11 protein-coding genes are annotated in these 11,853 nt (G+C 73.9%); 6 read left to right on the plus strand and 5 right to left on the minus strand.

All coding sequences use genetic code 11. The features are described from left to right. On the minus strand, window positions 1-1,491 hold a 1,491-nt coding region (locus ADK41_RS35415; protein WP_245174647.1), incomplete at its 3' end, for a DEAD/DEAH box helicase. 479 nt (window positions 1,492-1,970) lie between these two features. Between ADK41_RS35415 and ADK41_RS35425 the strand changes: the two genes are divergently transcribed. After that, complete coding sequence (locus ADK41_RS35425; protein WP_030834591.1) at window positions 1,971-2,726, plus strand: ferritin-like domain-containing protein; 756 nt, start codon at window positions 1,971-1,973, stop codon at window positions 2,724-2,726. A gap of 148 nt (window positions 2,727-2,874) precedes the next feature. Here ADK41_RS35425 and ADK41_RS35430 read toward each other — a convergent pair whose 3' ends face one another. From ADK41_RS35430 to ADK41_RS35445, 4 genes are all read right to left on the minus strand, one after another. Further along, window positions 2,875-3,144, minus strand: coding sequence for a hypothetical protein (locus tag ADK41_RS35430; protein WP_030834590.1), 270 nt, complete (start codon window positions 3,142-3,144; stop codon window positions 2,875-2,877). A gap of 195 nt (window positions 3,145-3,339) precedes the next feature. After that, window positions 3,340-3,567, minus strand: a complete 228-nt coding sequence (locus tag ADK41_RS35435) for a DUF3107 domain-containing protein (protein ID WP_019522837.1) — start codon at window positions 3,565-3,567, stop codon at window positions 3,340-3,342. Between the two features lie 152 nt (window positions 3,568-3,719). Further along, entirely contained in the window at window positions 3,720-4,364 is a 645-nt protein-coding gene (locus ADK41_RS35440) for a TetR/AcrR family transcriptional regulator (RefSeq protein WP_030834589.1), read from the minus strand. A 199-nt stretch (window positions 4,365-4,563) separates the two neighbouring features. Further along, window positions 4,564-4,791 carry a hypothetical protein gene (locus tag ADK41_RS35445; protein WP_030834587.1) on the minus strand — a complete coding sequence of 76 codons (228 nt, stop codon included), beginning with the start codon at window positions 4,789-4,791 and terminating at the stop codon, window positions 4,564-4,566. 257 nt (window positions 4,792-5,048) lie between these two features. On the opposite strand from ADK41_RS35445, the gene ADK41_RS35450 reads away from it, so the two are divergent. The 5 genes from ADK41_RS35450 to ADK41_RS35470 all read left to right on the plus strand — a co-directional run. Next, on the plus strand, window positions 5,049-6,104 hold the full coding sequence (locus ADK41_RS35450) for an alpha/beta fold hydrolase (protein ID WP_030834585.1): 1,056 nt from the start codon (window positions 5,049-5,051) through the stop codon (window positions 6,102-6,104). An 8-nt stretch (window positions 6,105-6,112) separates the two neighbouring features. Beyond that, complete coding sequence (locus ADK41_RS35455) at window positions 6,113-7,678, plus strand: DUF3152 domain-containing protein (RefSeq protein WP_030834583.1); 1,566 nt, start codon at window positions 6,113-6,115, stop codon at window positions 7,676-7,678. Between the two features lie 172 nt (window positions 7,679-7,850). Continuing rightward, on the plus strand, window positions 7,851-9,527 hold the full coding sequence (locus tag ADK41_RS35460) for a DUF3492 domain-containing protein (protein WP_051843527.1): 1,677 nt from the start codon (window positions 7,851-7,853) through the stop codon (window positions 9,525-9,527). Further along, the gene (locus ADK41_RS35465) at window positions 9,524-10,648 is read left to right on the plus strand and encodes a hypothetical protein (protein WP_030834579.1); all 1,125 of its coding nucleotides are present in this window, start codon (window positions 9,524-9,526) and stop codon (window positions 10,646-10,648) included. Before ADK41_RS35460 ends, ADK41_RS35465 begins: the two co-directional genes overlap by 4 nt. A 383-nt stretch (window positions 10,649-11,031) precedes the next feature. Next, a partial coding sequence (locus tag ADK41_RS35470; RefSeq protein ID WP_053670345.1) for an NAD-dependent epimerase/dehydratase family protein occupies window positions 11,032-11,853 on the plus strand: 822 nt, incomplete at its 3' end.

The raw sequence follows: 11,853 nt of genomic DNA on the forward strand, positions 1-11,853 counted from the left end.
CACCGTGCCCTCCGCCGTGTCGACGGCGGACTCCGCCGCCTCCACCGCGGTCGTCGCCCCGGCCGGGGCTCCGCCGCGCATACGGCGACGGCGGCGCGGGGTGCGGGCGGCCGTGTCGGCCTCCGCCGCGCCGGCGCCCTCGGCGGCCGGACCCACGGGCTGCTGCGCCGCCTCGTCCAGCACCGCACCGCCACGCGTACGGCGACGGCGCCGCGGCGTACGGGCCGGGGTCTCGCGCTCCGCGAAACGGGAGCCGTCGCGCCCGTCCCGGCCGCCGCGCCCGCGCGGTCCACGCCCGCCCGGCTCGCCCAGGTCCTCCAGCTCCTCCGCGTCCAGCCCGGCGCGCGTACGCTCCGAGCGCGGCAGGACGCCCTTGGTGCCCTCGGGAATACCGAGGTCGGAGAACAGGTGCGGAGAGGTGGAGTACGTCTCCGGCGGGTCGCCGAAGCCCAGGTCCAGCGCCTTGTTGATCAGCTGCCAGCGCGGGATGTCGTCCCAGTCGACCAGCGTGATCGCCGTGCCCTTCGCCCCCGCGCGGCCGGTGCGGCCGATGCGGTGCAGGTACGTCTTCTCGTCCTCGGGGGACTGGTAGTTGATGACGTGCGTCACGCCCTCGACGTCGATGCCGCGGGCGGCGACGTCGGTGCAGACGAGCACGTCCACCTTGCCGTTGCGGAACGCGCGCAGCGCCTGCTCACGGGCGCCCTGGCCGAGGTCGCCGTGGACCGCGCCGGAGGCGAAGCCCCGCTGCTTGAGCTGGTCGGCGAGGTCGGCGGCGGTGCGCTTGGTGCGGCAGAAGACCATGACCAGGCCCCGGCCGTCGGCCTGCAGTATCCGCGCGACCATCTCGGGCTTGTCCATGTTGTGCGCGCGGTAGACGAACTGCGTGGTGTTCGCGACCGTCGCGCCCGCGTCGTCCGGGGACGTGGCGTTGATGTGCGTCGGCTGCGACATGTAACGCCGGGCCAGACTGATCACCGCGCCCGGCATGGTGGCCGAGAACAGCATGGTCTGACGCTTGACCGGAAGGAAGCCGATGATCTTCTCGACGTCGGGCAGGAAGCCCAGGTCGAGCATCTCGTCGGCCTCGTCGAGGACGAGGGCCTTCACGTGCTTGAGGTCGAGCTTCTTCTGCCCGGCGAGGTCGAGCAGCCGGCCCGGGGTGCCGACGACCACGTCGACGCCCTTCTTCAGCGCCTCGACCTGCGGCTCGTAGGCCCGGCCGCCGTAGATCGCGGTGACGCGCACGTTGCGCACCTTGCCGGCGGTGAGCAGGTCATTGGTGACCTGCGTGCACAGCTCGCGCGTGGGGACGACGATCAGCGCCTGCGGCGCGTCGGTGAGGTCCTCGGGCTTCGCGCGCCCGGCCTCGACGTCCGCGGGGACGGTGACGCGCTCGAGGAGCGGAAGGCCGAAGCCGAGCGTCTTTCCGGTGCCGGTCTTGGCCTGGCCGATGACGTCCGTGCCCGACAGGGCCACGGGGAGCGTCATCTCCTGGATGGGGAAGGGGCTGATGATGCCGACGGCCTCCAGGGCCTCGGCGGTCTCGGGGAGGATCCCGAGCTCTCGGAACGTCGTAGTCAGGGTGCTGCCTCTTCTGTGTGCGCGGTGCGAGGCGAGCGCGGGGGTCGTGTAGGGACCGTGCCGGGGACGTCGGCCGCCTTACGGGCGATGCCGTAGGACACGGGACCACTGCCGACGCTCGAGCGCTCGTACCGCTGAGGGTCCCCCTCCGGAATCCGCACGCAGTGTGGCGTGTGGCAAGGAGGGCTGTCGGGTCGGAGCCGATCGGGCCTCCGACCGGGCATCCTCATACATGCGGCCCGTCGAGTACGTCAGAGTGCTCAGCAGGCGCATTACCACCATACCCCGGATTCGCGCACATGCCATGGCCGTTTTGGTCACGTAGTCGTCGTCACACCGATCGGCCAGGACCTTCCGGACGCGGCGAGCGGGCTATTGTGCGCTTCATGACGAGCTCTGACAAGCCTGACAACGCCGCGGACACCCCCGACACCTCCGCCGGACCCACCGGCGTCGCCGCCATGGACTGGGCGGCCGCCTCCGCCGACCCCCAGTACCGGGCCGCTGTCGTGGATCTGCTCGGCGCGCTCGCGTACGGCGAGCTGGCGGCGTTCGAGCGGCTCGCGGAGGACGCCAAGCTGGCGCCCACGCTGGCGGACAAGGCGGAGCTGGCGAAGATGGCGTCGGCCGAGTTCCACCACTTCGAGCGGCTGCGCGACCGGCTCGCCGGGATCGGTGAGGAGCCGACGCTCGCGATGGAGCCGTTCGTCGCCGCGTACGACGGTTTCCACAAGCAGACGGCGCCCTCCGACTGGCTGGAGGGGCTGGTCAAGGCGTACGTCGGCGACTCCATCGCCAGTGACTTCTACCGCGAGGTCGCGGCCCGCCTGGACTCCGACACCCGCGCCCTGGTGCTGGCCGTGCTGGACGACACCGGCCACGGCGGCTTCGCCGTCGAGAAGGTGCGCGCCGCGATCGACGCGGACCCGCGCGTGGGCGGACGGCTCGCCCTGTGGGCGCGGCGGCTGATGGGCGAGGCGCTGTCGCAGTCCCAGCGGGTCGTCGCCGACCGGGACGCGCTGTCGACCATGCTCGTGGGCGGCGTCGCGGACGGGTTCGACCTCGCCGAGGTCGGCAGGATGTTCTCCCGGATCACCGAGGCGCACACCAAGCGGATGGCGGCACTGGGGCTGGCGGCCTGAGGACGGCCGGGTCCCGCCCGGCGCGCCGCGTCGGAGGGGACCGACGGCACCGGGCCGGCACCCCTCCGGCGTCCGCGGCGTGATCCGCCGGACGGGTGGCCGGGTGGCCGGAAGCCGGTTCACGACCGGCGCCGCCATCGGCGGCCGGTCACGCGGTCGCCGACCGGCGGCGCAGTCTTCCCGCCGGGCGCAGCAGCAGCGACAGGGACGCCACGGACACGATCGCCGCGCCGAACAGGATCGTCAGCAGGTTGCCGGCGTCCAGCGCGGTGTTCATGAGGAAGGCGCCGAACAGCGCTCCGGCCACGCCGGTCGGCAGGACGAGGGCGCGGGCGGGAAGGCGATGCGACAGGCGGCGGGCGGCCGCCCACGCCAGAGCCAGGCCAAGGATCGCGGAGCTGAGCGCTTCCAAGAGCATGTCGGGGTCCCTCCCACATGGCCGGCCTGCTCACATCGGTCCTAGCCCGTCTTACCCCTGACCTGCGAAATTCAATCCTCCTCCGCGGAGGATCCGTCTCCGCGGAGGATCCGTGCACCGTCCGTGAACGCGCGGAGGGCCCGGCGGTTCGAGACCGCCGGGCCCTCCGCGTGACCGCTCGACTGCCGGTCGCGCCTACAGCGCGCCGAAGCCCACCTTGCGCGGGGCCGGCTCGCCGATCTCGACGTAGGCGAGACGGTCGGCCGGGACCAGGATCTTACGGCCGTGCTCGTCCACGAGGCTCAGCAGCTGCGACTTCCCGGCCAGCGCCTCGGCCACCACGCGCTCGACCTCCTCGGCGCTCTGACCGCTCTCCAGAACGATCTCGCGGGGCGCGTGCTGCACGCCGATCTTGACCTCCACGGCTATGTCCCTCCGACGGTCAGTGAAGTGCGCGACCTTCCGCGCCGTACCAGCACACATTAGCCCGGTGAGGGGACGTACACGCTGCGCCCGGCAACGCCAGGAGCGAACAGCCGACGGGAACAAACAGCCGCCGGCGCCCGCCCGTCTCCTCAGTGGTGCTGCTCGTTGCCGTGCAGCGGGAATCCCGCGATGCCCCGCCAGGCCAGCGAGGCCAGTAGCTGCACCGCCTGGTCGCGCGGCACGCTGCGGTCGCTGTGCAGCCAGGACCGCGCCACCACCTGGGCGAGACCGCCGAGTCCCGAGGCGAGCAGCATCGACTCCGCCCGCGACAGCCCGGTGTCCTCGGCGATCACGTCGCAGATCGCCTCCGCGCACTCGTTGGTCACCTTGTCGACGCGCTCGCGCACGGCGGGCTCGTTCGTCAGGTCCGACTCGAAGACCAGGCGGAACGCGCCGCCGTCGTCCTCGACGTACGCGAAGTAGGCGTCCATGGTCGCCCGCACGCGCTGCTTGTTGTCCGAGGTCGACGCCAGCGCGTGGCGCACCGACTGGATCAGGGCCTCGCAGTGCTGGTCCAGCAGGGCCAGGTACAGATCGAGCTTGCCCGGGAAGTGCTGGTAGAGCACCGGCTTGCTGACGCCCGCGCGCTCGGCGATGTCGTCCATCGCGGCCGCGTGGTAGCCCTGCGCGACGAAGACCTCCTGGGCGGCGCCCAGCAGCTGGTTCCGTCGGGCACGGCGCGGCAGGCGTGTACCCCTCGGGCGTACCGCGTCTGTCTGCTCGATGGCTGTCACGCCGCCTCCCATTGTCGTCCACGTGCGGTGTGAGCCGCGCCGCCATCGTACTTTTCGGTAACCGTGGTGTGCGCGGTGAGGACGCAGAATTTCACGGACCGGACGGCGGTGAAAGCCGTACGGACGGTTTCAAAAGCTGTCAGAGCGGGCAAGAAGTTTCCTCCTCACTGCTCGGCGACGGTCCTCGCCGGCGCGCTCGTCACCGGTAGTCGTCCTCGTCGAGCGAGACGATCCGGGCCTGCTCCACCAGGTCCGCCTCGTTGGCGCGGTCGGGATCGACGCCGGTCAACGGGTCGTCGCGGTCCGGCCTCACCTCCGCCTGCTGCTCGGCCGCGTCGACCTCGGGCGCCTCGACGTCGAACTCCTCGTCCTCGTGGACCTCCTCGTCCTCCACGAACGTCTCGGGGTCGGTCGGATCTACGGCCATGCCGGGCTCCCTTCCTGCGAACGTCTGCTGCCCACATCCCTGAAGACTGCGGGGGCGGTATGCGGGTGCCCTGCCTCCGAGCCTAGGAGACACCCGATTCGGACGCCATGCGATCCGCGACCGGAACGTGACAGAGAGCGCACGGCGGAACCCGTCCTCGGCGGCGGCTCGGGACCAGCTCCTCGGGGCGCCCCCTCGGGGCGGTCTGTGACGGCGAACACGTGAACCACTACGTGATCGTCTCGTAACATTGCCGCATGTCTTCGACCGAGCTGCCGTCCGTGCCGCCCGCAAACGTGCTTCCCAAGGTGGCGCCGGTCAGGATCGCGGAGGGCGAGCGGCTCGGCTCGGTGGAGCTGCCCGGGATCACGCTGTCGGTGCGGTCGCGGCCGCCCGCGCGGGAGGGGCTGCCGTCCGCCCTCTACATCCACGGACTCGGCGGCTCCTCCCTCAACTGGTCGGCCCTCATGCCGCTGCTGGACGACGTCGTCGACAGCGAGGCCGTCGACCTGCCGGGCTTCGGCGACTCCCCGCCCCCGGACGACGGCGACTACTCCGTCACCGCGCACGCACGCGTGGTGATCCGTTATCTCGACGCGACCGGCCGCGGCCCGGTGCACCTCTTCGGCAACTCGCTCGGCGGCGCGGTCGCGACCCGTGTCGCCGCCGTACGCCCCGACCTCGTCCGCACCCTCACGCTCGTGTCACCGGCCCTGCCGGAACTGCGGGTGCAGCGCACCGCCGTCCCCACGGGGCTGCTGGCGGTGCCCGGGGTCGCACCGCTGTTCACCCGGATCACCCGCGCGTGGACGGCGGAACAGCGCGTCCGGGGCGTGATGCAGCTCTGCTACGGCGATCCCGCGCGGGTGTCGCCGGAAGGGTTCCGCAACGCCGTGCAGGAGATGGAGCGGCGGCTGCGGCTGCCGTACTTCTGGGACGCGATGGCGCGCTCCGCGCGGGGGATCGTCAGCGCCTACCTGCTGGGCGGCCAGCACGGACTGTGGCGCCAGGCCGAGCGGGTGCTCGCGCCGACCCTGCTCGTCTACGGCGGCCGGGACCAGCTCGTCGGCTTCCGCATGGCCCAGCGGTCGGCGCGCGCCTTCCGGGACCGCCGGCTGGTGACGATTCCGGACGCGGGGCACGTCGCGATGATGGAGTACCCCGAGACGGTGGCCCTCGCCTTCCGTGAACTCCTCGCGGATACAACGGATTCGGCGGATCAGGGTGATACTGGTGAGCCGGACGCGCAGGGCGCTCCGGGTTCACCCGCCGGCACCGGTGGGGGAACCACCGCCGAGAACATGAGGGGCTGAGGCGCGACGTGGGACGCCACAGCCGCCGTGGACCCGCCCGGAAGGGCGACGCCGCGGACAGGAGCGCCGTACGGGACGACAGCGCGGCGCCGGGCGGTTCGTCCGGGACCGGGCAGGCGGGCGGGGCGCGGGCGTCCGGCCCGCGCCGGACACCCCCGCCGCAGCAGGGGCCCGCGGGGGGACTCCAGGGGTACGGGACGGCTCCGGCGTACGGAACGGCGGGATACGGGACACCGGCCGGCGGCGTGCCGCGCCTGCCGGACGGGACGCCCGCGCACGGGATGCCGCGCCTGCCGGACGGATGGCTCCCCGACGGGACGCCCGCGCACGGTTTCCCCGGGCTGCCGGACGGGACGCCCGCGCACGGGGTGCCGCGCCTGCCGGACGGGACTCCGGCGCACGGTTTCCCCGGGCTGCCGGACGGGACGCCCGCCCATGGCGTTCCCCGGGCCCGTGGTGGGCATCCCGAGCAGCGGGAACCCGGCGGCGGCTGGGGAACGTTGGACGGCCGTACGCCGGCCGGCGCCGGCACGCCCTTCCCGCGACAGCGGCGGACGCCTCCCGGAGGACCGCGCCAGGACTACCTCGACGCCTTCGGCGAGAACACCGACCGCTTCTCCCCGCCCGCCTCCGCCCCCGCGCCTCGCCCACCGGGCCCCGCGGGCCACTGCGCGGCCGTCACCGACCGGAGCGCCGCCCCGGCCACCGGCGTCCCCGCCGCCCTCGATGACGACGACGCGCCGTCGGCCGGAAAGCCCACGCCGGCCAGGGGCGGCAAGGGCCGGGCGTTCACCGGGATCGCGGCCGCCGCCGTCACGACCGTGCTGGCCGTCGTCGTGGCCGGGCAGGTCGCCGACGAACGCGACGGCACCGGTGTACAGGCGCAGGCCGCCGAAGAGCAGGCGCGCGACGCCCGGGACCCCGCGTCGCGCGGGGACGAGCGGGAGACGCCCTCCGTGCCCGGCGTCGTACCGCTGACGTACGAACAGAAGATGGGCAAGAGGTACCCGCTGAGCGCCGCGCGCGGGGGCACGGGGAAGTTCACCGCGATCCCCGGCATCGACAAGGCTCCGGGCAAGGGGCAGAAGTTCACCTACCGCGTGGACGTCGAGCAGGGGCTCGGCCTGGACGGCGAACTCTTCGCCGAGGCGGTCCAGAAGACGCTCAACGACGACCGCAGCTGGGCGCACAACGGCGCGCGCGCCTTCGAGCGCATCCACTCGGGCGAGGCCGATTTCGTGATCACCCTCGCCAGTCCGGACACGACCGCCGACTGGTGCGCCAAGTCCGGGCTGGACACCACCGTGGACAACGTCTCCTGCGACTCGGCGGCCACCGAGCGAGTGATGATCAACGCGGACCGCTGGGCGCGGGGAGCGGACACCTACGGCGACGAGATCCACGCCTACCGCCAGATGCTGATCAACCACGAGATCGGCCACCGCCTGGGCTTCAACCACGTCACCTGTGACAAGGACGGCGACCTGGCCCCGGTCATGCAGCAGCAGACCAAGTTCCTCGACCACGACGGAATCCGCTGCCGCCCGAACGCATGGCCGTACCCGAAGAGCTGATCGCCTAGCGCGGCGAAACGCGCCCCACGCGGGAAAGTTACGCCCGTTCACCCCTTTTGGTGGCGTGATGGACAACCGTCCATCACGCCACCTCCTTGTCCGCATACGTTCGTCCCGCTGTGAGCCGCCGGACCAACGGCGGCTCCCCACGCGGGAGATCGGGGGTGCACACATGCGCATCGGACTGCTTACGGAGGGTGGTTATCCGTATGTGGGCGGTGAGGGCGGGCTCTGGTGCGACCGCTTGGTGCGCGGGCTCGACCGGCACGAGTTCGACGTCTACGCGTTCAGCACGGACGAAGCCCAGGAGGACGCGGGCTGGGTCCCGCTGCCACCCCGGATCGGCCGGGTCCGCACCGCACCGCTGTGGGCGGCCGAGGACGACGGTGTGGTGTACGGCCGCCGCGCGCGCCGGCGCTTCTCGGAGCACTACGGCGAACTGGCCGCCGTCCTCTGCGCCGCGACGGACCCCGCCGCCCCCGGCCCGCAGCCCGTGCCGCCCGAGGCGGACCGTTTCGCCACCGCTCTCCGGGGCCTCGCCGAACTCGCCCGCGACGAAGGCGGTCTGGTGGCCGCACTCCGCTCCGAGACGGCGGTACGCGCCCTGGAACGCGCCTGTCGCGCGCCCGGCGCCCTGCGCACGGCGCGTGAGGCCCGCGTCCCCGATCTGCTGGCCGTCGCCGCCCACCTGGAGCGGGCCCTGCGCCCCCTCTCGCTCGACTGGTACGAGGAGGACGGGCTGGGCGCGGTGGACCTGTGCCACGCCGCCGCCGGCGGGGTGACGGCCCTTCCCGGCCTGCTCGCCCACCACTTCTTCGACATCCCCCTCCTCGTCACCGAGTACGGCGTGCGCCTGCGGACGCACTACCTCACCCGCCCGGACGCCCCACCCGCGGTCCGCTCCCTGCTCGCCGCCTTCCACGGCAGGCTCGCCGCCGAGACCTACCGCCGGGCGGCGTTCATCACACCCGGCAACACGCACGCCCGCCGCTGGCAGGAGCGCTGCGGCGCCGACCGGGCGAAGATCCGCACGGTGTACCCCGGCATGGACGCCGCGCCCTTCGCCGAGGCGGGGGAGTCACCGGAGCGCGCGGACCCGTACACCCTCGTCTGGGTCGGCCGCGTGGAGCCCGCCAAGGACCTGGTCTCGCTGCTGCACGCCTTCGCGGAGATCCGCGAGGAGGAACCGAGGGCCCGGCTGCGGATCATCGGCGGTCCGTCGGGCCCGGAGGGCGCCGCCTACCTCGGCCACTGCGAGGCACTGGCCGCGCACCTCTTCCCGGACGAGGCCGAGGGCCCGCACTCCGCGGGCGCCGGCCCGGTGTCCTTCGAGGAGATCGGCGGCCCGGGCCCGGCCACCCCCGCCGACGCGTACGCCTCGGGCGCCGTGGTCGTGCTCTCCAGCGTCGTCGAGGGCTTCCCGGCCGGCCTCGTCGAGGCGATGCTCTGCGGGCGCGCGACGGTCTCCACGGACGTCGGCGCGGTCGTGGAGGCCATCGGCGGCACCGGTCTCGTCGTACCGCCGCGCAACCCGCGGGCGTTCGCCGAGGCGTGCGTCTCCCTGCTGCGCGACCCCGAGCGCCGCGTACGCCTCGGTGCCGCCGCGCGCGCCCGCGCACTCGAGTTGTTCACCGTCGACCAGAACATCTCGGCCTTCCACGGCATCTACCTGGAGATCGTCGCGCACACACCGGTCCGCCGTCTCCTCCTGGACGACACCGGCGACCCCCTGCCCTTCGCCGCCCCCGCAGAGTCCCACGTCCCCGGCCACTGGACCGACCCCGCCTCCCGTGCCGCCCCCACGTGGGCCATGGACACCCCGGTACCCGCGACGGAGACAACCCGATGACCGACCTCGGCGAACTGGACCGCAGCACCCCGCCCGGCGCGGCCGACCCGGTCAAGGCGCTGCTGCACCGCCACCGCGACCTGTGCGAACAGGCGGTGGACCCCCTGGAGATCGCGGCGGGCCTGGAGGCCCACGGCATCACCGACCGAACCGCCGCCCGCTTCCGCCACCGCGACGTCTTCTCCCTCGCGGAGGAGCTCTACGCCAGGGTCCCCCGCGACGACGCGCCGCCTCGGCCCGCCCCGGCCACCACGAGTCCGAGGGCACGCGGCGGCTGGACCGTCCTCACCCTGCTCCCCGGAGCCCTGTGCGTGGCGACGGTGGCCGCCCTGCGCCTCACCCACGGCCAGACCCGCCTCTACGCGGCGGCCGCCGGCGTCCTGGCCGTCGCCCTCGCCCTGCGCGCGGCACTGCGCCGGGGCCCGCTGAGCGCCCGGACCGACATCCCGCCCCGCGCCGCCACGGCGTCCTGGAGCTGCTGGCTCCTCGGCTACGCCCTCCTGGGCGACGGCCTGCTCGGTACGGCGGTCACCGGCGGCCCCGACGGTCTGCCCGACGGCACGGCGGAAGGGGACTGGCCGCTCACCGTCGCCCCGGTCGTGGCGCTCGCCCTGGCCTGCGCGCCCGCCGCCTGGGCGGCCCACCTCCTCGCCGCCCGTGTTGGCCGCAGGCTGGCGTCGAGCCGTGGTCTGGAGGACTTCTCGGCTTCCGTACGGCCTGTGCTCATCGGTGTGTACGTCCTGTTCCTGGGCGCGGTGGCCGCTCTGCTCACGGCGACGTCCGCGCTCCTCGGCGAACCCCCCGCCCTGCCCTCGACACTGGCCCTGGGCGGTCTTCTCTTCCTGGCCCGCCTCCTCACGATCCACGGCTTCACCCACGCGCCGAGGGTGATCCTCGCGGTCACGGCCATCGCCCAGACGACGGCCCTGGCGACGCTCTTCGCCGCCCGCCTTCCCGGCTGCGACGCCCTGGCCACACCGGTCCAGACCCTGACCACGGCCTGGAGCCCCGCCGCCCTCCCCACCCTCACCTGCGGGACAGCGGCGCTGATCCTTCTGATCCACGCCTCCCGCACACTCGCCCGGGCCTCGGCGCACATCCGTCCGGAGCGACCGCGGTGACGACGCGAGCACCGCTCACGGGCCGCGCGGCCCCGGCTCCCACGGAACGCCGCGTGCCGGTGCGGGCCGGGGGCGTCTGCGCAGCCCGGAGCCTGCGGGGTCGCCGTCGCGTACGACGCGGTGCGCGCGTACGGCCGCGGGGCACGGGCGAGTACGGCGCGGGCGAGTACGGCGCGGAGGGGGCGGGGCCGGGGGCGGCAGCCCGCAGCGGCCGACGCGTCCGCACCCCGCGCCCCCGCCGGACGACGTGATCCGCGCCGGTCCGACGACGGGCGTCCCGACGCGCCCCCGATCCACCCACCGACATCAGGCGCTCGCGCCACGACCACCCCACTCGAAGGAGAACCCCATATGACCACCCCGGACGCCGAAGGAGCCGCCCGATGAGAGTCCTCCTGATCGGAGCCAACGGCTACCTCGGCCGCTTCGTGGCCGACCGCCTCCTCGCCGACCCCGCCGTCCAGCTCACCGTCCTCGGCCGCGGCGACGACGCCGACGTCCGTTTCGACCTCGCCACCGGCAGCCCCGGCGCCCTCACCCGCTTCCTCGACGCCGTCCACCCCGGCGTGGTCGTCAACTGCGCCGGCACCACGAGAGGCGGCGCCCGCGAACTCACCCGGCACAACACCGTCGCCGTGGCCACCGTCTGCGAGGCCCTCCGCCGCAGCGGCTGCGGCGCGCGGCTCGTCCAGCTCGGCTGCGGCTCGGAGTACGGCCCCAGCCAGCCCGGCTCGTCCACGGCGGAGGACGCCGTCCCCCGTCCCGGCGGCCCCTACGGCGTCAGCAAACTCGCCGCCACCGAGCTGGTCCTCGGCTCCGGCCTGGACGCCGTGGTCCTCCGGGTCTTCTCACCCGTGGGTCCCGGCACCCCCGCCGGTTCCCCCCTCGGGCGCCTCGCCGAGGCGATGCGCCGCGCCATGCAGTCCGGCGACAGCGAGCTGAAGCTCGGCGGCCTCGGCGCACAACGGGACTTCGTCGACGTCCGCGACGTGGCCCGCGCCGTCCACGCCGCCTCCCTCTCGGCCGCGCAGGGCGTCATCAACATCGGCTCGGGCCGCGCCGTCCGCCTCCGCGACGCCGCCGGAATCCTCGCCAGGGTGGCCGGCTACGGCGGCGCCCTCAACGAACTGGACACCCCCCCGGGCCTGCACCCACCCCACGCGCCCCACCCGGCTCCCGCCATCCGCACCCCGGTCGGCCACCCC

Origin of the sequence: Streptomyces caelestis (assembly GCF_001279005.1) — a bacterium.
GTDB classification, from domain to species: domain Bacteria; phylum Actinomycetota; class Actinomycetes; order Streptomycetales; family Streptomycetaceae; genus Streptomyces; species Streptomyces heliomycini.

What these genes read in the sequence shown, in the direction of transcription:
- ADK41_RS35425 (WP_030834591.1), top strand. Translation starts at nt 1,971, where the DNA reads ATGACGAGCTCTGACAAGCCTGACAACGCCGCGGACACCCCCGACACC.
- ADK41_RS35450 (WP_030834585.1), top strand. Translation starts at nt 5,049, where the DNA reads ATGTCTTCGACCGAGCTGCCGTCCGTGCCGCCCGCAAACGTGCTTCCC.
- ADK41_RS35465 (WP_030834579.1), top strand. Translation starts at nt 9,524, where the DNA reads ATGACCGACCTCGGCGAACTGGACCGCAGCACCCCGCCCGGCGCGGCC.
- ADK41_RS35460 (WP_051843527.1), top strand. Translation starts at nt 7,851, where the DNA reads ATGCGCATCGGACTGCTTACGGAGGGTGGTTATCCGTATGTGGGCGGT.
- ADK41_RS35430 (WP_030834590.1), bottom strand. Translation starts at nt 3,144, where the DNA reads ATGCTCTTGGAAGCGCTCAGCTCCGCGATCCTTGGCCTGGCTCTGGCG.
- ADK41_RS35445 (WP_030834587.1), bottom strand. Translation starts at nt 4,791, where the DNA reads ATGGCCGTAGATCCGACCGACCCCGAGACGTTCGTGGAGGACGAGGAG.